Consider the following 20,333-nt stretch of genomic DNA (forward strand, 5'->3'; position numbering starts at 1 on the left):
TTGTCCTCCTACATGTACATGTTTACAGAATGATTAACTCTTTGGTTGAATGAGTAAGTGCTTCGTTACCTTCAATTGTAACGATTGTATCATCTTCAATCCGCACTCCGCCTACACCCGGTAAGTAAATGCCCGGTTCAACGGTTACAGCCATACCTGGTTCTAAAATGATATCAGACCTTAAGGATAATGCTGGACCTTCATGAACTTCAAGACCGATTCCATGTCCGGTCGAATGACCAAAATACTGCCCATATCCCTTTTCTTCAATTAGATTACGAGTTAGTGCATCCGCTTCCCTGCCAGTCATGCCAGGTTTGATCCCAGCCATTCCCCGCAGTTGAGCTTCCAAAACAATGTCATAAATATTAATAAGTTCTTCACTTGGCTTGCCAACTGCTAATGTCCGAGTGATGTCAGACACATACCCGTTAAAGTATGCCCCGTAATCCAATGTGACAAAATCGCCTTTTTCGATGATTTTATCCGTAGCCACTCCATGCGGAAGTGCGGACCTTATGCCGGATGCTACAATGATATCGAAGGAAGAAGAAGTTGCCCCTTGTTTCCTCATAAAGAATTCAAGTTCATTGGATACATCCAGTTCCGAGATCCCTGGACGCAGGAAATCCAGAATATGTGTAAACGCAGCATCAGCAATAGCAGCCGCTTCCTTTAATATCTTAATCTCTGATGAAGTCTTTATCAAGCGTAAATTCTCAATAACACCCGACACCGGCGAAAGTTGACCATCAATGGCCGCTTCGTATGCCTTATATGTAGCATAAGTCAGGTGCTCTTGCTCAAAGCCCAGCTTGCCGATATTCATCGCTTTAGCCTGCTTGCCTACTTCTTCGATGATCGTTCCTTTGTGTTGAACGATCTCATAATCCGGTGCCTGCTTGCCCGCTTGTTCCACGTATCGGAAATCAGTGATGAATTTAGCTTCTTTTTGGGAAATAAGGACAACGCCTGCACTTCCCGTAAAGTTGGTCATGAATCGGCGGTTATATGTACTGGTGATCAAAAAACCATCAATGCCCACCTTTTCCATTGAGGCCCTTAAGCGCATTAGTTTATTCATTTAATTTCTCCCCTTTGCAATCTTTGTGATCGCCTGCAACGCCAATTCATATCCGTGTATCCCCAAGCCGACAATCTGTCCCGCCGATACTGCCGCGGTCACTGATTCATGCCGAAAGCTTTCACGGGCATGTATGTTCGAAATATGCACTTCCACCACTGGAACATCAATTCCGGCTATTGCATCACGAATCGCATAGCTATAATGAGTAAAAGCTCCAGGATTAATGATAATCCCGTCGATCCCATGATCCTCTGACCAATGGAGCTTGTCGATAATCGCTCCTTCATGGTTAGTCTGAAAAGAGGTTAATTCCACATTTAACCCTTTAGCTTGCTGCATTAATTTTGCTTCCACATCCGCAAGCGTCGAGGATCCATAATGCGCAGGTTCCCGCTTCCCCAAGCGATTCAAATTCGGACCATTGATTAGTAAAATTTTTGTCATCATCAAACACCTGCTCATGTTAAAAGAATGCTTTCCATGAACATTCTATCATAATTACAAATTGTCTTACTACTTTTTTACAACCAAGAAACAATCAGCTTTCCGATTGCTTCTCGGCTTTGTTTTTTTGACGTATATACTCCTGATGATCGTATGATATAGAAAACCCTATAAAAAGTCCGTATATAATAAAAATGCAGACACTTGTTATAACCGTATTTGCTGTCATTTTAGAAAAGGTTGGCAAATCGACGAACATCGGTTTTAGGACAAATACTAGCAAAGCCCAGCAAACCACTCCGAAAAAAACACCCGAAAAAATACTCTTCATCCTTTTAAAAAGACTATAGTATATAAAAGCGATCCCCACGGATAGAATTCCGAATAAAATTATGGTCATTACCGTACCGAGCCAATGATCGATCCAGGTCATGTTGGACCATGAAGTTAGTATGAATTTTGGGCTAAAATCCATAAAATTAAAATAATGGGCAATGATTCCGATAAAACTGGCAAAAGCCCCCCCAACAAAACCGACAGCAAGTACATTGTAGATTAACATGCTTTGATATTCCTGTTGAATTTGTCCATTTTCATTAGAAGACATATCAATCACCTCCGCTACGTAGTATGCCCTTTGTTAATTAGAACTATTTTTTTTTATTTTTAGGAAGGAGAATCACTAGAGGTTTTGTGTTTTATTCTGTATGATTAAATCATAAATAATCTACTTTTTTCAGAGGAAAATACCCATCCTCTGTTGAAGATTATAATGTACACAGGATACTACCTTCCTGTGATTCAACATTCATAAAGTAATCGCAGGGTTAAAGCTTCCATTCAATTTTATTGGAACGCCTTTAAACCCTTGTGATGCTTGATAATAAACATGTTAGCACCCTTGAGAGAGCTACGTGAATAACTATTAGGTTGGTGTAGAAATGTCTGAGGTTCAAAAACCCGTTTATGGAGGGCAGGCTGTAGTGGAAGGCGTCATGTTCGGCGGCAAACATCACACAGTCACTGCGGTACGCCGCAAAGATTCAACGATCGCTTATTATCATTTACCGCGTGAATCGAAACCTGCTGTAAAGCTTATGAAAAAAATACCGTTTCTACGGGGGATCGTATCATTGATCCAATCCAGTGCTACCGGCTCGAAACATCTGAACTTTTCCACAGAACAGTATGAAGAAGAAGACGGGGAAAAACAGGTCGAAACGAAACAAGAAACCAAAGAACCCTCTAAATTAAGTCTTTGGCTAGGTGTTGCCGTGATTGGTGTGATCTCCTTCCTATTTGGGAAATTGCTTTTCACCTTGATTCCTGTCTTCCTCGCAAAATTGACAGAACCCATTTTCAGTGGCCATACGGCTCAGGTATTAGTGGAAAGCTTGTTCAAGCTGATCTTACTGCTCGTATATATTTATGTAGTTTCCTTGACGCCATTAATCAAGCGAGTCTTTCAATATCACGGAGCTGAGCATAAGGTGATCAATTGCTTCGAAAATGGAAAAGAATTGACTGTGGCAAATGTGCAGGCAAGTTCCCGCCTTCATTATCGCTGTGGCAGCAGTTTTATTTTATTTACTGTCATTGTAGGCATGTTCGTCTATCTTCTCGTACCAACGGATCCGTTATGGGTTCGTGTCGTCAATCGCATTTTGCTTATCCCCGTCGTGCTAGGCATTGCCTTCGAGGTATTGCAGGCAACGAACAAATTAAAGGATATTCCTGTTCTGCGCTACCTTGGTTACCCTGGACTTTGGCTTCAGTTATTGACGACCAAGGCTCCCACCGATGATCAAGTCGAAGTCGCATTGGCATCCTTCCATGAACTGTTAAGGATGGAAAAAGAGACAGAAAAAAGTTTAGAATCCGATGTAATTGTGTAAAACATCTATACACATTTTGATTAGGGAAAATCATATACTAACTATGGGAATGCTCTTTACTTTTTTTCAAATATTTTACATTAATAATGTTTAAAATAAGCTAAAAATGCTTATGATGCTCTTAAGGAGGTGTCTTTGTTGAAACGTTTCATATCTTTCATGATATACGGAATCATCGCCCTCGGAGTCCTCGGACTAATGAGCCGACTATTTAATGACCCGATTGGCTTTTTTAGAAACATTCTCATAATAGCCATTGTCGCAGGGATTATTTATATGATTTATACCGGATTAACAAAGGGAAAACCAGTTAAGAAAGAGCAGCAAGCATTCCGAAAGGCTGCCCGCCAATCGAAAAAAAGGCTAAAAAACCGAACTTCGAAAAAAGATAATGTGGCTAGCTTCTCTGCAGCAAAATCATCAAAGAAAATTAAATGGAGAAAGAAAACGGATAGTCACTTAACCGTCATCGAAGGGAAAAAGAATAAAAAGAAAAATCGGGCTTCTTTTTAAGAGCCCGATTTTTCTTTTTATAATCAATAAGTCCATTTTTTAAGGAATTCTTTCGTGCACTGCCTTCCCCGATTCATCAATTCACCTTTTTTTTCATCATTCAGATTGAAATCCATTGCAGAAATCCCCTTCATCGGGATAAATACAATATTATGGACGTGTTTCTTGGAAATATAACGTGCATCATGGGAATCTTTCATCGTTTTGAATAATGCGGAGAACAATTCAACCGCATTATCCACCTTATGCGGTTTCCATATCTCATCGACACTTAGCCGCAAGCCGATGACCGGCCTTTCCTTTCTTACATGATCTGAATTGAATAGCCACATTGGAAAATTGCTTAACACACCTCCATCAACAAAAAGGAACTTGCTTTTTCCGACATCAAGTTTGACTGGCTCAAAAAAATAAGGAATGCTACAACTCATTCTTACTGCCTTTGCCACTGGAAAAGTGCTCGGATCAATGCCATAGTTCGGTAAATCATCAGGCAGTACCACCAATTTCCCATTTGTAATGTCAGAGCTTATGATTCGGAGGGATTTCGGTCGAATATCCTTAAAGGTGACTACATTCCTTTCGGCAAGTTTACCGGCGACCCATGTCTCCAGTGCGTTGCCTTTATAAAGGCCAAGTTTCCAGTATACAAGGAGCCATTTGGCAAACGGGATAGGCAAAAGACCACGCCTTTTGTCCAGCAGGCCACTTAAATCTATATCAAGAAAAAGCTTTTCCATTTCTTTACCTGTGTACCCAGCTGCTACGAAAGCTGCAATTACGGATCCTGCACTTGTACCGGCTGTTCGATGGAATACAAATCCCCGTTCTTCTAATTCCTGCAGGGCTCCCACTAAACCATAGCCTTTAATCCCGCCTCCGGAAAAAACGCCGTCAATAATCATAGCTGCCCTCCCCTAATCCGGTCTTTACATTTCTAAGCAGGATTAGAGCGATTTATGACAGTTTTTAATAGAAAATTGCCTTGATTCAGGTAAAATACTGAATTTCCGCTTTAGGGAAGAATTCCGCTATATACCCACGGATGGTCATTTCCAGTTCTGCGGCTTCTTCTTTTTGATAAACATATTTACCAATTCCATATCGGCCCCATTTATATTTACGCTTCGTTTCGTCCAGTTCCAATTTTGTTTTCGGGTAGTTTTTTTGAATCACTTTTTTTGCTGGGCCAGTAAACCGATGCTGAATTAATTCGAAAGTCAAGTCAGGGATATCCACCCCATTTAAAGCCTCACTCAACCGTTCGAATAATTCATGGTAGCCCTCCTTCCATGCTTCATGACGATATATTGGAGCTACGATAAAACCGAGGGGATATCCGGCACCTGCCACTTTACGTGCCGCTTCCATCCTTTCTTCGAAGCTCGAAGTGCCGGGCTCGAAATTCTTTATCACATAACGTGAATTTATACTGAAGCGAAATCTTGTTTTTCCATTATGTTCAGCATCCAACAGATGGTCGACATGATGAAATTTAGTTACGAACCTTAGAACCCCATATTCACTTTTCCCAAAATATTCAATGGCCCTTTTTAACGAATGTGTCAAATGGTCAATTCCGACGATATCCGATGTACAGGCTGCCTCAAAACGGGTAATTTCAGGCTTTCTCTCATTTATATATTTTTCGGCTGCTTCGAAAATCTCATCTAGGTTCACATATGTCCTAATATATGGTTTTGATCCGAGTGTCGTCTGTAAATAACAATAGTGGCAATGCCCCATACACCCTGTAGCAAGAGGTATGGCATATTCAGCAGATGGCTTTGAGGAATCGAATTTCAATGTTTTTCTGATTCCTACCACAAGCGTTGATTTTGCGACACGATATTTTTGCAGATCATTTTCTCCAGGAAGATCCCTAATTTGGTTATGCGATGTGGTCTCACGGATTTCAATGTTCAAATCTTCGAATTTCTTTTTTAACTCCCGGCCAAGCGGGTATTCCAGTGCCCTTGGCTCAATATATACTAACTGTGGCATAAATGGTTTCATTTCGATCTCCATTCTTTTATCGATTTGTTCATATTTTCAATCGAACTACACAATCTAATTCATAAGGATAGTTTTTCATTATTCTGTTAGCCTCATGATTGTTTTTACTTGGAAATTCAAAATGAAGGGGATGCGATATGGTTAATAAACGAGACTTCTTGACAAATGGAACGGGGAAACAAGCGATCACCGTCCAAACAGATAATAAATTTCCAAATCCAAGGAATATACCTGGAGACTCGGTCGATGAATTTTCGGTATTGAAAGATGGCAACCAATATCTAGCTGAAAAGGAAATAGGGCAGCAAAATGAAAATGGTTGATTGAACGCAAAAAGAAGACCGAATTTACGATGATTCGGTCTTCTTTAGCTATGTAACTGAACAGACTGTTGCTACCCCACATATATGAAAAAAGCCGTTAAGATAGCTTTGCAGCATACTTAACGACTTCCCTACCATCAACTTATAGCCCGCATTTTAATTGCGCTCCGCAATTCGTGCAAGTATTGCATCCGCCCATTTCCTGGACTTCACCTTTACGGCAGACCGGGCAAGTGTTACCCACTTCCGATCCAATTGTAACATTCGTCGAACGCAGTTCATTTATCGTATCGACCAATACAACTTTTTTCTTAACTTCCACATCTGTCAATTCATCCATTTCAAGCTGCTCGTCCATTTGGTTTTCTTCCGCTTTAAGCGTAAGGACCTGACTGTCACGGCTGCCATCCACATATACAGTACCGCCTTTTGCTCCGCCTTTGTATAGACGTTCATATACTTTTTCAACTTGTTCGACAGTATATCCTTTTGGAGCGTTGACTGTCTTACTGATCGAGCTGTCAATCCAGCGCTGAATGATGCATTGAACATCAGCATGTGCTTCTGGAGCTAATTCCATAGCGGAAATGAACCATTTTGGAAGCTCTTCTGTATCGGCTTCTGGATGACGGTCCAAGTATTCCTGTACAATGTCAGCCTTCACTTCAATGAATTTACCCAGACGGCCGCTGCGGAAATACGTGAAGGAGAAATATGGTTCAAGACCTGTTGATACCCCAACCATCGTTCCTGTACTTCCTGTAGGAGCCACTGTCAATAAATGAGAGTTACGGATGCCATATGCAGCAACACTTTCCCTGATATCTTCCGGCATTTTTTCCATAAATCCGGTTTGTGTGAAACGTGTTCTAAGCTCATTGGTTTCTTCGTCCGTTGACCCGATCAGGAACGGGAAACTGCCTTTTTCTTTAGCGAGTTCCACGGAAGCCTTGTAAGCTGTAGTCGCAATCGTTTCAAACACCTTGTCAACCAGGATATTTCCTTCTTCAGAGCCATATTCCGTTTCACAGTAGATCAACAGGTCATGCAGACCCATTACACCAAGTCCAACCCGTCGCTCGCCCAGTGCCTGTTTTTTGTTTTCATCCAAGAAATAAGGAGTTGCGTCAATGACATTGTCCTGCATACGCACACCGACTTCGACGGTCTGCTTAAGTTTCTCGAAATTTACCGTTTTGCTATCTTTATCAGCCATTTCAGCCAGATTGACTGCCGCAAGGTTACAAACTGAATATGGGGCCAATGGCTGTTCGCCACAAGGGTTCGTGGCTACGACCTGCTGACCGTATGCTTTGGCATTCGTCATTTCATTAGCATTATCGATAAAGAAAATACCTGGTTCAGCAGAATATGTCGCACAAATGTTTATTAAGTTCCAAAGCTCTTTCGCTCGGATTTTACGGTAAACACGGACTTTGTGACCCATCTTCTCCCATTCACGAACATCACCGACATTATGCCATTCTTCATTGTAAATGGCCATTTCTTCGGCATTATAGCTCTCTACATCAGGAAAACGCAATTCGTATTCCACATCTTGTTCCGCCGCTTCCATAAATTCCTTAGTCAGGCAAATAGAGATATTGGCTCCAGTCAGAAAATCCGAATTATGAACGCTGTACGTTCCACCTGTACGGATCTTTTCTTCTGCATCTCTAATGATTTTCTCGCTAAATCCACCTTGGCCAGGAATCTCCTTATAATTGATGATCCCTTGATACATAGCCGTTTCCTGTTCCGTGTGCGGCGTGAATTTCAATTTATCAGTCGCATATTTCTTGATGGCTTCATCTTTAGTGTTTTCCACTAGGTAACGCAGAATCCTTGGATTTTGCATTTTGGAAATGATGAACTCCGCAATATCAGGATGCCAATCAGCAAGCATGATCATTTGCGCGCCGCGTCTGCTACCGCCCTGTTCAACAAGATGCGTCAGTTTCGCAATATCGTCAAGCCATGAAACTGAACCCGAGGATTTTCCATTTACCCCTTTTGCCAGAGTGTTTCTTGGACGCAGTGTCGATCCGTTCGTACCCACTCCGCCGCCGCGGCTCATAATTTCCATCACTTGTTTCCTATGTTCTGAGATCCCTTCACGTGAATCCGGTACGAATGGCATTACATAGCAGTTGAAATAAGTAACGTCCGTATTGGAACCTGCACCGTACAATACTCGTCCTGCAGGGACAAAATTAAGGTTCTTTAATTCTTCATAGAATTTATTGAACCATTCCGTTCTTTTTGCTTCCGTGGTTTCCACTGATGCCAAGCCCGTTGCATTACGTTTCGCAATTTGTTCATAGTATATTTCAAGCGGCTTTTCGATTATATCCAACGGACGGTTTACAATTCCCGTCTCCACTTCTTCCGGATTATCCAATACGCCACGGAATTCTTCATCCACCAATACCTTGGCTTTTTTGGTTTCCCAATCAATTTCAACGATGTAACCGAGACCCCTTGCCGGGAATTTCGGATCTTCCTTAATCGTCAACACGACGAAATCGCCTGCCGAGAGTGTGATTTTTTCAGTATCCTTAAAAGAATAGCGGTCAAGCATGACTAGACGGGACACTCCCTTATGCGCCATTTTCATATCAGCAGTTACAGGGTGAACCTGGGGAAATAAAGAAATATCCTTATTCAACCTTTCTAGATCAACCTTTAAAGCTTCTTTTATTACAACCGACATAATTCCCTCTCCTTTATATGTTTCAAGATCCGTTCTTGCTGCCGCAAAAATCCTTATGTAGCCTTACATGTCCGTTTCGCTTAACAAGTACCCTAAATTTATCATAGCGAAACTCAAAAATCAACATATAGTGTCGTATTAAATATTTCAACTACTATATATTGTGTTTGTTTTGAATAACTTTTAATTTTGTCAAACGATAAATCAATTAATATAGTTAGCAAAAGGGAGGAAAATGTCGATTTACAATAATTTTTCATCAGATTTCAATTAATTTGGACCTTGCTTTTTCCCCATCCCTTTTAGCGCTTATCCCCGCAAGGGATAGCTTATTTGGTCAAAAAATCTGAAAAAACTTTTTTATTTAATCACTCTAATTATCCCACTTCGTCTATCTCATGAAATTCCATTCATCGCTTTCATATTTGCTTTCTGCAATGGCCTTCACTTCCTGCAATTGCTTTTCGGTTAGGACGTATGGCTCTAAATCGATCGAAAGTCCTTCGGCAAAACCTTTTTCAAAAGCTTCTTTCGCTTCAGGGATGGTAATCTTTCTTCCGGCAATGTCATTTATGGCCACAGCTTTATTTTTTAAGTTTTTTTGCATTCTCTCTTTAACCCTGTCATTTGAGAATTTAAATACGCTAAAGAGCTTATCATCATCAAGTTCAAGCAAAATGGAACCGTGTTGAAGGATGACGCCTTTTTGCCTGGTTTGAGCGCTGCCAGCGACCTTCCTGCCCTCGACGACCAGTTCATACCAGCTTGGAGCATCAAAGCAGACGGAAGACCTGGGCGTTTTTAAAGCCGCTTTTTCCTGATCGGTTCTAGGCACGGCAAAATAAGCATCCAATCCAAGATTTCTGAACCCCAACAATATTCCTTCAGAAATGACACGATATGCTTCAGTAACGGTAGTTGGCATTCCCGGATAGGATTCTGGAACGATTACGCTATAAGTCAATTCATGCTCGTGCAGTACAGCTCGTCCCCCTGTCGGCCTGCGAACAAAACCAAGTCCCTGCCTTTTGACCTCTTCCAAATCAATTTCCGCTTCAGCCTTTTGAAAATAACCAATCGACAATGTCGCTGGATCCCAGCCGTAAAAGCGTATGATTGGCGGAATTTCACCTTTGCTTTGCCAGTTTAACAGTGCTTCGTCCAACGCCATATTAAAAGCCGGTGAACAATACCCTGAATCTATAAAACCCCATTTTTCTTTAGTCATCCTTACCCCTCGTTTCAATGTACTGTTTTTCAATCCCCCACAAAAAACTCACATGTAGTAGTTTAACAGACTTTAACACTCTAAAAAAGAAAGTGCTATCAAGTCGATGAAGAATTTGATGAAAATTCTTTTTGATTATTGGGTAAAGCAATTATATAATAAAGATTGTGTGTATTCGTTAAGGTAGAAGGGAGTTTTTATGTTTGGAAATATTATATACACTGCTCATCATCTTGGGAGTGGTTATTGCGTATTCACTTTTTAATTGGTACCGCCAGCGTAAAATCGTTAAAACATTAACACAGGACGAATTTATCGCTAACTACAGAAAAGTGCAGCTAATCGATGTGCGGGAACCGAATGATTTCGATAATGGTCATATCTTAGGCGCAAGAAACATCCCTATGACTCAAATGAAAACCCGCTTGGTCGAAATAAGGCCGGACAAGCCTGTATATTTGTACGCTCAAAGCGAAATCATCAGCGGAAGAGCTGCAGCCATGCTATACAAAAAGGGCTACAGGGAACTTTTTCACCTAAAGGGCGGTTTCAAGATGTGGACCGGGAAAATCAAAGCAAAGAAATAAGACCCCATCTCCGCATGGGCTCTTTTAAATTAAAAAGCCTTCTTGTGCATCATGCGGGCTCTAGGAAAATGAAAGTTAACTGTTGGACTTTAATGAATTCTTACATAAACATGAAAAATCCCCGCCGGCAGGCAGGGATTTTTTTCGTGTAAGCTATCAGTCTATGCTTGATAACGCAGAACAGGTTTTCTTGCAGCAAGAGTTTCATCAAGCCGCTTTATAACGGTTGTATGCGGAGCTTCCTGAACGATTTCCGGGGTTTCTTCCGCTTCCCTGGCAATCTGGATCATCGCATCGATGAACGCATCCAGCGTTTCTTTTGACTCGGTTTCAGTCGGTTCTATCATCATTCCTTCTTCCACGTTCAACGGGAAGTAAATGGTTGGAGGATGATACCCGAAATCCAGCAATCTTTTGGCTATATCGAGAGTCCTTACCCCTAATTTCTTTTGACGGCGTCCGCTTAATACGAATTCATGCTTACAATGACGATTATATGGTAAGTCAAAAAATGGTTCTAACCTACGCATCATATAATTGGCATTGATGACCGCATTCTCGGTGACGGCTTTAAGGCCATCAGGACCCATAGACCGAATGTACGTATATGCCCTCACGTTTATCCCGAAATTTCCATAATAAGGTTTTACCCTGCCGATGGATTGCGGACGATCATAATCAAGAACGAATTGCTCACCTTGTTTGACCACAAGCGGTTTAGGCAAGTAAGGAATCAAGTCCGACTTCACCCCTACAGGACCAGAACCCGGGCCGCCGCCGCCATGCGGGCCTGTAAATGTTTTATGGAGATTTAAGTGAACCACATCAAAGCCCATATCACCCGGGCGTGCTTTTGATAGGACTGCATTCAGATTGGCTCCATCATAATAAAGCTTCCCACCTGCGTCATGGACAAGTTGTGCCATTTCCAGAATGTTTTCTTCAAACAATCCCAATGTATTGGGGTTCGTCAGCATCAAGGCCGCCGTATCCGGTCCGACAACTCGCTTTAAATCCTCAAGGTCGACTAACCCATTTTCATCCGACATCACTGTAATCGTTTCAAGTCCGGCAACAGTCGCAGAGGCAGGATTCGTACCGTGTGCAGAATCAGGTACAATCACTTTAGTCCGTTCTGTATCGCCATTCGCTTCGTGAAAAGCGCGAATCATCATCAATCCAGTCCATTCACCGTGAGCACCTGCTGCAGGCTGTAATGTCACTAGGTCCATCCCGGTGATTTCCGTTAGGTGTTCCTGCAAATCAAATAATAGTCCCAATGCTCCCTGAACAGTAGCCGGATCCTGATATGGATGGATATGGGCAAAACCGTTGAAGCGTGCCACATTTTCATTTATTTTCGGATTATATTTCATCGTGCATGAACCCAGCGGATAAAAACCCGAATCCACCCCATGATTCCGTTTGGAAAGTGCTGTATAATGACGCATGATATCCAGCTCGGACACCTCAGGAAGCTCTGCCTCTTCTTCACGGATGTAGTCGGCAGGAAGAATTTCTTCGAGCGGAATAGTTGCAACATCCATTTCTGGCAGACTGTATCCGATTCGACCGGAAGTACTGATTTCAAAAATGAGTGATTGATCTTGATTATTCATGTTGATCCCCCAATTCCTGCGCAAGTGCATCAATTTCTTCTTTTGTTCTAAGTTCAGTTACCGCGACCAGCATATGGTCTTTCAGCTCAGGATAAACCGTCCCTAAGTCGAAGCCGCCGATCATCCCTTTTTCAAAAAGGTTTTTATTGATTTCTGAAAACGAAGCAGGCAGTTTAATGACAAATTCATTAAACGAAGGACCGTCGAATTTCACTTCCACCCCTTTTGCCATAATTGCTTTTTTCGCATAATGCGCTTTTTGAATATTTTGCACAGCCATTTCTTTGACACCCTTTTTCCCAAGCGCGGTCATTGCAACAGATGCTGCCAAGGCATTCAAAGCTTGATTGGAACAAATGTTGGATGTGGCTTTGTCGCGGCGAATATGCTGTTCACGAGCTTGAAGGGTCAGTACAAACCCCCTTTTTCCATTTTCATCCACCGTTTGACCGACGAGTCGGCCCGGAACTTTCCGAACAAGTTTATTAGTAACGGCAAAATATCCACAATGAGGTCCCCCAAATGCCGCTGGAATGCCGAATGGCTGGGCATCCCCCGTTACGATATCTGCACCGAGTGCACCAGGGGATGTCAAAGCTCCCAATGCAAGCGGGTTACTGGAAACGATAAACATGGACTTGACTCCATGAATGATATCCTCCATTTCTTTCAATGGCTCGATGCGGCCAAAAAAGTTCGGATATTGCACGATCACTCCTGCAATGTCATCATCCGCCAATTCCCTTAAAGCAGCTAAGTCCGTCACACCGTCTTTATAAGGAATTTCGACCACTTCCACCCGTTGCCCTTTCGCATATGTCTTCACAACTTCTCTTGATTCAGGATGAACGGTTCCTGAAATGAGAATCTTCTTGCGTCGTGTCTGGCCTGAAGCAAGCATGGCTGCTTCAGCTAGCGCCGTCCCGCCGTCATACATGGAGGAGTTAGCTACATCCATGCCCGTCAATTCACATATCATCGTTTGATATTCAAAGATCGCCTGAAGCTCGCCCTGTGAAATTTCAGGCTGATAGGGTGTATAAGCCGTATAAAACTCAGAACGGGATAAAACATGATCGACGATGACCGGTGCGTAATGGTCATAGACACCCGCACCAAGGAAGGAAGCATAGGTTTTAAGGTCCGCATTCTTGGCAGCAAGCCTTGATAATTCTTTCATTAATGCAGGTTCCGATTTAGCAGGCTTGATATCGTATTCTCCTTGAAAACGAACGCTTTCAGGGATATCATTGAAAAGTTCTTGAACAGTAGATACCCCTATCGCTTCCAGCATTTCTTGTTTATCTTGCTCTGTCATGGGTAAATAACGATGTTTCATCTAATGACCATTCCTCTCTATTTACGTGGTTTTTTATAAAAAGGTGTTTGTATGATAACGGCTTTCAAACGTTTGGAACGGATTTCCACTTCGACTTCCGCATCCAGCACCGAAAATTCCTTATCGATAAGTACCAATCCCACGTTTTTCTTCAACGTTGGTGATTGGGTACCGGTCGTGACCTCGCCAATGACTTTATCACCGCTGTAGACCTTATAACCATGACGTGGAATGCCACGGTCAATCATTTCAATTCCCACAAGCTTGCGGGGAGCTCCTTTCTCCTTTTGCTCAGCAAGAACGGCTTTCCCGAAAAAATCCACTTCCTTATCCACTTTAACTGCAAAACCAATACCGGCTTCCATCGGGGTGATGTCCGCTGAAAGCTCCTGTCCATACAGCGGCAGCTTCGCTTCAAAACGCAGGGTATCACGAGCACCTAAACCAATCGGCTGAACCCCCTCTTCCTTTCCGGCTTCCATAATCGCCTTCCAAAGGGCAGGACCATTTTCACTGTCGCTATATATCTCAAAACCATCTTCACCAGTGTATCCAGTACGGGATACCAACGTGGAGATACCGTTGATCAGGACATTTTCCTTGAACTTGAAAAATCCAATTTCACTTAAGTCAGTATTTCCTGATAGTTTTTGTAATATCTTTTCTGCAGATGGTCCTTGAAGTGCCAGCTGTGTATAGTCACTAGATACATTCGTAATTTGGACATCTTCCGTTAAATTAGCTTGCAGCCAATTGAAATCTTTTTCTGTATTCGCTGCATTGACCACGAGCAGATAGTCGTCCTCAGCCCTTTTATACACGATAAGATCATCAACCGTGCCTCCGTTTTCATAACACATGGCGGTATATTGGGCACCGCCCTGTTGCAGCTTTGATATATCATTTGTCAGCATCTTCTGTAAAAAGGAAAGGCTCCCAGGACCCTTAACATCGACTTCCCCCATATGGGAAACATCGAATAACCCCGCTTTTGTACGTACGGCCTCATGTTCGTCCTTTATGCCCGAAAATTGGACAGGAAGTTCCCAGCCGCCAAAATCAATCGTTTTACCTCCGTATTCACGATAAACCTCAAATAGTGGTGTTCTTTTTAAATTGGTCAAAAAATGACCCCCTTCAGATTTTTTTAAATTAATTGGCTTCATTATCAAAAGCTTCTTGTCATTACGCATCAGGTATATCCTGATTAATGATGTGAAAAAAGCACAAAAAAGGACAGAGAAAGCCCGTTTGAGCTTTTTCTCTGTCCTGAAACCTGAAAGTTTACCTATGTAATAGGTTTTCCCCTTTGGTGGCCGTCCCAAAACGGGCGGCGCTCTCCAGAGTTGCGTCCAATAAGAGTTCTTTTGCCTGAGAGATTCACTGCTAAGTTTGCTCCTTCGGCGCTACATCCGTAGTCTCTCCCCTTATCTTCACCCGCATATGAATGGTCTACCAATGAAAGGAAGCGAAATAGCCCCAAGCATCGGTATAACCTTTGAGCATCATGGAATGCATTCTCTGCCAATTCTCCTAAAACTTCAGAAACCGTTTGAGTGATCTCCTTCAGTAATCTTGGATAAACTAGGAGCCTATAGCCCATACTAAGAAAACGCGAACTCAAAATCGATGTACAAAGATTCTTTGTAGCGTTTGGAAATTGGAATTTTCTAAATATACTTATATCCTACCCTAAGAAACTTATCTCTGCAATATTTTTTGAAGAGAAATATTTTTCTTACTTCACATACGAAATGTTCGGGTTTTGACCTTTTATTAAGGAAATTATGATTTAAGAGGGAGTTATTTCTATGAAAATCAATATATCCTTCAATTCTGAATGGAATGACGAGTTTCTGCAAAAAATGGAAAATGACGGTCCATGGGGAAATTGGGAGCTTTATAAGTTGGCAGTTCAAATGGAGGAAAATCTTATCATCCCTGATTTTGAAGGTTTACAGGCGCCCAAGCACCTTCCGCAGTTAACCCCGCTTCCCCATCAATTGGAAGCAGCCAAGCAAGTGGTGGAAAAGATGAATGGAAAGGCCATTTTAGCTGATGAGGTGGGGCTCGGAAAAACAATTGAAGCAGGCTTGATCCTAAAAGAGTATATGATTAGGGGTCTTGTAAAAAAAGTACTGATCCTTGTTCCAGCCTCCCTTGTCACACAATGGGCTTTTGAATTGAATACCAAGTTTCATATACCGGCAGTCGTTCAGAGAAAAAGTTATGTTTGGGACTCCTGTGATGTGGTCATTTCATCCATTGATACAGCGAAACGCGCTCCACATCGAGATATCATTTTCACTCAGGAATATGACTTCATCATTATTGATGAAGCTCATAAACTTAAAAACAATAAGACGAAGAACTATGAATTCGTCCAGAATCTGAAAAAGAAATTTTGTTTACTCCTGACAGCCACTCCGATTCAAAATAAAGTCGAGGAGATTTTTCACCTCGTTTCGTTATTGAAACCAGGCCACTTGGGAAATGCCTCACTCTTTTCGGAAAAGTATAAAGGGAAAGGCCGGAACATCATTGAAGATGAACACCTAAAGGAACTGGTCAATACTGTCATGATTCGAAACCGGCGGGCCGATACTGGCATTGAATGGACAAAACGGCATGTGGAAACCATCACCATTGAATTTTCTCCAACGGAACAGGCATTGTACGATGCTGTTTCCAAATTCAAGCCTATTTCGGATGGATCAAAAGGAAGCGCCTTTTCGGCTCTCACTCTCCAAAGGGAGGCATGCAGCAGCAGAGAGGCGGTCTTTTATACATTAAAGAATATGAAAGAAAAATATGATCAGCCTTCCCCTGACTTTTTGGCAAAGCTTGATGATTTATTTTCTAAAGTGAATGAAACAGTTCAGAACTCCAAGGCGGAAAAAGCACTGGAACTGATCAAGAAAATTGATGACAAAGTGATTATCTTTACCGAATACCGGGCGACTCAGCTATATCTCCAATGGTACCTACAGCAGAATGGAATTTCTTCGGTTCCTTTCCGAGGCGGTTTTAAGCGCGGAAAGAAAGACTGGATGCGAGAATTATTCCAAAAGAATATACAGGTATTAATTGCAACAGAAGCTGGCGGGGAAGGGATAAACCTTCAATTTTGCCATAACTTGATTAATTTTGACCTGCCATGGAACCCCATGAGGCTCGAACAGAGAATTGGACGGATTCACCGCCTTGGTCAGGAAGAAGATGTGATGATTTATAACTTTGCCACGCAAAATACAGTAGAAGAACATATTCTGAAGTTACTATACGAAAAAATAAATTTATTTGAAAAAGTAATTGGAGAATTGGATGATATTCTAACCAAACTGGATATTAACAACATTGAAGAATATTTAATCGACGTGGTCGGCGAGTCCAAAACAGAGGGCGAAATGAAAATCAAGATGGATAATTTTTCATCATTAATCCAATTCGCTCAATCAATGAAGGAAGGTGAGGTTCATGCAGCAACGGGAAATTCATGATTTTTTAATAACTTACTTTAAGGCCAACGATTGTGAAATACTGGATAATGCACCAACCCACCTTACAGTCCAATTGACGATTGAAATGGATAAAGAATTAATGAATAGACCCTTTTACTGGCATTATCTAGAAAAAACAGGTGGCGTTCCGAACCCAGCACAGATGACTTTCATTACCGAGAAAGAACAAGCTCCATCCGATTTAAAGGGAGAAATGATTCATTTTGGCTCCCCGCGCCTTCATCAGATTATTCAATCAACCAAAAAGCTGGCAGGGTATACTAGACTTTTTGAGGATACTCCTCCATCAAAAGGAGGCGGAAATAATCCTTTGTTTCCTTGGCTGACCCTGAATGTGAAAATATCCTATCAATGTGACCGTAAAAAAGATACTTTCATGTCGATCGGATTGAATTTAATCTCGGGTGAAATCATGGAAGGGTTTCACCATCGGGTTTTACCGGTAAAGGTCACCCCAAAAATACCGGATTACTCCTTTACGCTTTCACCTTTGATCATGCCCAAGAGTGGATTGGCAAGACTGGATACATACATCAGGACCAGTTTCGAGGATGATGACCATTCCTGGGCCGAGGAAGCAATGCTGCGCTGGCAGAATGATTTGAATTTATTGGAGCATTTTTACAAAGATATGGACGAAAAAAGTGAGAGTTATTATACCGAGAAAGAAGCACTAAAAGCTCAATATGAACCCAACATCAGAATATCGATCATCAACGGAGGATTATTTTACCTTTCAGATAGGGCGTTGGGATAAGTAAAAAACGAAAAGAAACAGATGTCCTAAGTTCGGGACATCTGTTTCACTTTTTGATATTTTTCCTTACGAACATCGACAAAGCAAAAGGGACAATGCCAAACCAATGGGACATACCATGATTTTTATCCTCTTTTCTGTGACGGCGCTTTTCTTTTCGTTCTTTTTTCGTCAGATTAAAATACTCGACAAGCTGCTGCGTCAGATATTTAATATAAGCGTTTGTAGACATATAAAATCATCACCCTAAGCAAAGTATGCCCGTTTTACGCTCCTTTTATTCCTTCGCTTGTTCCCTGAACACGTGAACCTGTCGCGTTCCGTTTTAAAAGAGTGTTGATTATTCGTATTACACAGCTTGCTTTTCCAACCATTCTTTCACTTTCCCCGCTTCTTTATCGTATTGAATGATGACCCTGCCCTCGCGATCATTTTTAGTCGTGGAAGAAAACTCGATATATACGTAAGGACCTTCTTGTTTCATCAAGGAATACCGCACCACACCATTGGGATATGAAATTTCCCCTTGGATGATTTTTGGGATTTCTTCGCCCCACTCTGCCGTCACATCCATAATGGCCAGATGGACAAGATGGTCGGCCACAAGCGATTCTTCCACTTCTTTATAAAACTTTTTATCAATGACAAACTGGTCTATCATTAGTATCGTGAACATGATGAAAACACTCGCTACAATCATGACCATCGGGAAAACGACTCCTTTTTGATTATTCATCGACTTTCGTAACATTCCTTATGAAAGGGTGAAATCTTCGACTGAAAGTAGTTCCTGCTTTATCCGTTATATTTATAACAATGACACCGCCATCCTTCTCAACCCGGAATTCCGAAATGTTCTGCAAGATGACCTCATGCCCCATTCCATTCACTCGTCTTCGGACCTTATCTTCATATTGTTCAAACGATGATAATTGCTCACCTGAAAGCAAAAATAATTTATTTCCCATTACATCCTGAACTTTGGAACTCCGGACCTCCTGCTTCATTTGCATGGTAAAGACCTCCCACTCTTTTGGATGCAATTTATCAACGGACCCCATTTGGGTGTGAATGATAGAAAAAAGCTGTAGAACAAAAAGGGACGTCGTCATTAAAATCATTAAAGAAAAAAGCATTTCGATCATCGTAAAGCCATCATTTTTTCGCAGCATCACAAATGGATTCCAGATTACCCGATTCATCTTCATAACGTACACACCCTTCAATCATTCCCGGGAAAGCCCCATCGTCTTTCCAAACCAATTCATAGGATCTTTTTTTGTAAATGATTTCCTGACCAACTGCTTGTATCTCCCCATCCATGAACGCCGTCAATCTTTCATATAATAAATGGTGGGCTTCTGTCCTTACGGCAATATCTTTCCGATTCATCAATAACTCTCCAAAAATGGGTAAAATGGCAAGGACCAGGAATATACAAACGGCAAATGCGGCTATCAGCTCAAGGTAGACGTAACCTTTACAATTTCTCAATCCTGAACCTCCCTTTACCGATATTGAGGATCAGCTTGTACTTTCCCTTTGAGGTGTCAATCATAATCGTTCCGGCTTTTGAAGCATTTCCATACTGATTAAAATGAAAGCTGTACCCCAAAGTGCCACTTGAAAACTGTATATCCTCTGGTATGATTCTCTCTAGAACGATCCCCTCCTTATAAGACGAAACGGTATAAACCTTTTTGGTATTATCAATATGGAGGTAAATCAAACTCTCATGACTGATGGCATACTGTTGTGCATAGAAAAGATCTTCATGGAATTGAGAAAGGAATAACCTGTTTTCCATTCCTTTGGTGAAGCTAGGATATAAATTAGGACCCATGGAAATCAGGAGTACAAAAATAACGAGGACAATGAGGATTTCAGATAATGTATACCCCCCATTGGAATGCCGTATATTCACTTTTCTCCTACTCAACGACCGTTATCGTTCCTTTACTATCCAAACTAATAACATCCCCATTAGGACAGGATGTCTGTTTGAGATAGCCTTGACTTTCCAATTCACCGATACTTCCGGGCAGTTTAGCATTGTCGATCTCATAAGCCTGTACCTGTGCTTGGGCCATCTTCACGAATGCTTCACATCCTTTAGACTGAATCGTAGATTGGTTCTTCGTGATATTGGGGATCGTTATAATCAATAGGATGGATATTACCAGTAAAACAATAAGCATTTCAATTAGTGTAAAACCACGTTCATTCATCACTTTCTTCAACATATCATCATGCTCCTGAAACCATCTGAATACCAGATGACCTTCGAGCAT

General features: G+C 41.7%; 22 protein-coding genes and 2 riboswitches. Of the genes, 6 read left to right on the forward strand and 16 right to left on the reverse strand.

Annotated elements, in window-relative coordinates:
• Window positions 1-22: 22 nt before the first annotated feature.
• The 3 genes from J7J00_RS07995 to J7J00_RS08005 all read right to left on the reverse strand — a co-directional run bounded on the left by J7J00_RS07995 (window position 23) and on the right by J7J00_RS08005 (window position 2,138).
• Window positions 23-1,084 carry a M24 family metallopeptidase gene (locus J7J00_RS07995; protein ID WP_214789683.1) on the reverse strand — a complete coding sequence of 354 codons (1,062 nt, stop codon included), beginning with the start codon at window positions 1,082-1,084 and terminating at the stop codon, window positions 23-25.
• Window positions 1,085-1,531 carry a type II 3-dehydroquinate dehydratase gene (aroQ, locus tag J7J00_RS08000; RefSeq protein ID WP_214789685.1) on the reverse strand — a complete coding sequence of 149 codons (447 nt, stop codon included), beginning with the start codon at window positions 1,529-1,531 and terminating at the stop codon, window positions 1,085-1,087. It abuts the gene before it with no gap.
• 94 nt (window positions 1,532-1,625) lie between these two features.
• On the reverse strand, window positions 1,626-2,138 hold the full coding sequence (locus tag J7J00_RS08005) for a YqhR family membrane protein (RefSeq protein WP_214789692.1): 513 nt from the start codon (window positions 2,136-2,138) through the stop codon (window positions 1,626-1,628).
• A 334-nt stretch (window positions 2,139-2,472) separates the two neighbouring features.
• On the opposite strand from J7J00_RS08005, the gene J7J00_RS08010 reads away from it, so the two are divergent.
• Both J7J00_RS08010 and J7J00_RS08015 read left to right on the forward strand, forming a co-directional pair.
• Window positions 2,473-3,426: a DUF1385 domain-containing protein gene (locus J7J00_RS08010; RefSeq protein ID WP_214789694.1), complete on the forward strand. Its 954-nt coding sequence runs from the start codon at window positions 2,473-2,475 to the stop codon at window positions 3,424-3,426.
• A gap of 138 nt (window positions 3,427-3,564) precedes the next feature.
• A complete protein-coding gene (locus J7J00_RS08015) occupies window positions 3,565-3,939 on the forward strand; it encodes an SA1362 family protein (RefSeq protein ID WP_081395494.1) in 375 nt (124 codons plus the stop codon).
• Between the two features lie 23 nt (window positions 3,940-3,962).
• Here the strand turns inward: J7J00_RS08015 and J7J00_RS08020 are convergent, their stop codons facing one another.
• Both J7J00_RS08020 and splB read right to left on the reverse strand, forming a co-directional pair.
• Window positions 3,963-4,844 carry a patatin-like phospholipase family protein gene (locus J7J00_RS08020; RefSeq protein WP_214789696.1) on the reverse strand — a complete coding sequence of 294 codons (882 nt, stop codon included), beginning with the start codon at window positions 4,842-4,844 and terminating at the stop codon, window positions 3,963-3,965.
• A gap of 85 nt (window positions 4,845-4,929) precedes the next feature.
• The gene (splB, locus tag J7J00_RS08025) at window positions 4,930-5,955 is read right to left on the reverse strand and encodes a spore photoproduct lyase (RefSeq protein WP_214789699.1); all 1,026 of its coding nucleotides are present in this window, start codon (window positions 5,953-5,955) and stop codon (window positions 4,930-4,932) included.
• A 137-nt stretch (window positions 5,956-6,092) separates the two neighbouring features.
• Here splB and J7J00_RS08030 point away from each other — a divergent pair, with 137 nt between their 5' ends.
• Window positions 6,093-6,278, forward strand: a complete 186-nt coding sequence (locus J7J00_RS08030; protein WP_098369828.1) for a hypothetical protein — start codon at window positions 6,093-6,095, stop codon at window positions 6,276-6,278.
• Between the two features lie 142 nt (window positions 6,279-6,420).
• Here J7J00_RS08030 and J7J00_RS08035 read toward each other — a convergent pair whose 3' ends face one another.
• Window positions 6,421-8,991, reverse strand: a complete 2,571-nt coding sequence (locus J7J00_RS08035) for a vitamin B12-dependent ribonucleotide reductase (RefSeq protein ID WP_214789701.1) — start codon at window positions 8,989-8,991, stop codon at window positions 6,421-6,423.
• 391 nt (window positions 8,992-9,382) lie between these two features.
• The gene (locus J7J00_RS08040; RefSeq protein ID WP_214789703.1) at window positions 9,383-10,219 is read right to left on the reverse strand and encodes a lipoate--protein ligase family protein; all 837 of its coding nucleotides are present in this window, start codon (window positions 10,217-10,219) and stop codon (window positions 9,383-9,385) included.
• 203 nt (window positions 10,220-10,422) lie between these two features.
• Between J7J00_RS08040 and J7J00_RS08045 the strand changes: the two genes are divergently transcribed.
• The gene (locus J7J00_RS08045) at window positions 10,423-10,806 is read left to right on the forward strand and encodes a rhodanese-like domain-containing protein (protein WP_076365383.1); all 384 of its coding nucleotides are present in this window, start codon (window positions 10,423-10,425) and stop codon (window positions 10,804-10,806) included.
• Window positions 10,807-10,967: 161 nt separating this feature from the next.
• Here J7J00_RS08045 and gcvPB read toward each other — a convergent pair whose 3' ends face one another.
• From gcvPB to gcvT, 3 genes are read right to left on the reverse strand one after another with little or no spacing between them, the layout of a single operon-like run.
• Window positions 10,968-12,425 (reverse strand): aminomethyl-transferring glycine dehydrogenase subunit GcvPB, encoded by a 1,458-nt coding sequence (gene gcvPB, locus J7J00_RS08050; RefSeq protein WP_214789705.1) that lies wholly within the window; start codon window positions 12,423-12,425, stop codon window positions 10,968-10,970.
• Window positions 12,418-13,764, reverse strand: a complete 1,347-nt coding sequence (gene gcvPA / locus J7J00_RS08055) for an aminomethyl-transferring glycine dehydrogenase subunit GcvPA (RefSeq protein WP_214789706.1) — start codon at window positions 13,762-13,764, stop codon at window positions 12,418-12,420. The genes gcvPB and gcvPA overlap by 8 nt, the downstream gene beginning before the upstream one ends.
• Before the next feature lie 17 nt (window positions 13,765-13,781).
• Window positions 13,782-14,888: a glycine cleavage system aminomethyltransferase GcvT gene (gcvT, locus tag J7J00_RS08060; RefSeq protein WP_214789708.1), complete on the reverse strand. Its 1,107-nt coding sequence runs from the start codon at window positions 14,886-14,888 to the stop codon at window positions 13,782-13,784.
• A 138-nt stretch (window positions 14,889-15,026) separates the two neighbouring features.
• Window positions 15,027-15,110, reverse strand: a riboswitch (glycine riboswitch).
• 3 nt (window positions 15,111-15,113) lie between these two features.
• Window positions 15,114-15,201, reverse strand: a riboswitch (glycine riboswitch).
• Window positions 15,202-15,575: 374 nt separating this feature from the next.
• Here gcvT and J7J00_RS08065 point away from each other — a divergent pair.
• Together J7J00_RS08065 and J7J00_RS08070 are read left to right on the forward strand one after the other, a co-directional pair.
• Complete coding sequence (locus J7J00_RS08065; protein WP_214789710.1) at window positions 15,576-17,264, forward strand: DEAD/DEAH box helicase; 1,689 nt, start codon at window positions 15,576-15,578, stop codon at window positions 17,262-17,264.
• Window positions 17,242-18,042, forward strand: coding sequence for a YqhG family protein (locus tag J7J00_RS08070; RefSeq protein WP_214789712.1), 801 nt, complete (start codon window positions 17,242-17,244; stop codon window positions 18,040-18,042). The genes J7J00_RS08065 and J7J00_RS08070 overlap by 23 nt, the downstream gene beginning before the upstream one ends.
• A 46-nt stretch (window positions 18,043-18,088) precedes the next feature.
• On the opposite strand, the gene J7J00_RS08075 is transcribed toward J7J00_RS08070, so the two are convergent.
• The 6 genes from J7J00_RS08075 to comGC all read right to left on the reverse strand — a co-directional run bounded on the left by J7J00_RS08075 (window position 18,089) and on the right by comGC (window position 20,285).
• Entirely contained in the window at window positions 18,089-18,274 is a 186-nt protein-coding gene (locus J7J00_RS08075; protein ID WP_063233067.1) for a YqzE family protein, read from the reverse strand.
• Between the two features lie 117 nt (window positions 18,275-18,391).
• Window positions 18,392-18,778 carry a competence type IV pilus minor pilin ComGG gene (comGG, locus tag J7J00_RS08080; RefSeq protein ID WP_214789714.1) on the reverse strand — a complete coding sequence of 129 codons (387 nt, stop codon included), beginning with the start codon at window positions 18,776-18,778 and terminating at the stop codon, window positions 18,392-18,394.
• Window positions 18,771-19,250, reverse strand: a complete 480-nt coding sequence (gene comGF / locus J7J00_RS08085; protein WP_098369820.1) for a competence type IV pilus minor pilin ComGF — start codon at window positions 19,248-19,250, stop codon at window positions 18,771-18,773. The genes comGG and comGF overlap by 8 nt, the downstream gene beginning before the upstream one ends.
• Window positions 19,198-19,536, reverse strand: coding sequence for a hypothetical protein (locus J7J00_RS08090; protein ID WP_214789716.1), 339 nt, complete (start codon window positions 19,534-19,536; stop codon window positions 19,198-19,200). The genes comGF and J7J00_RS08090 overlap by 53 nt, the downstream gene beginning before the upstream one ends.
• Entirely contained in the window at window positions 19,523-19,966 is a 444-nt protein-coding gene (comGD, locus tag J7J00_RS08095; RefSeq protein WP_214789718.1) for a competence type IV pilus minor pilin ComGD, read from the reverse strand. Before comGD ends, J7J00_RS08090 begins: the two co-directional genes overlap by 14 nt.
• A 7-nt stretch (window positions 19,967-19,973) precedes the next feature.
• Window positions 19,974-20,285, reverse strand: a complete 312-nt coding sequence (gene comGC / locus J7J00_RS08100) for a competence type IV pilus major pilin ComGC (RefSeq protein ID WP_286201253.1) — start codon at window positions 20,283-20,285, stop codon at window positions 19,974-19,976.
• Between the last annotated feature and the right edge of the window lie 48 nt (window positions 20,286-20,333).

This window comes from Bacillus sp. ISL-4, assembly GCF_018613275.1.
In the GTDB taxonomy this organism is placed as follows: domain Bacteria; phylum Bacillota; class Bacilli; order Bacillales; family DSM-1321; genus Peribacillus; species Peribacillus simplex_E.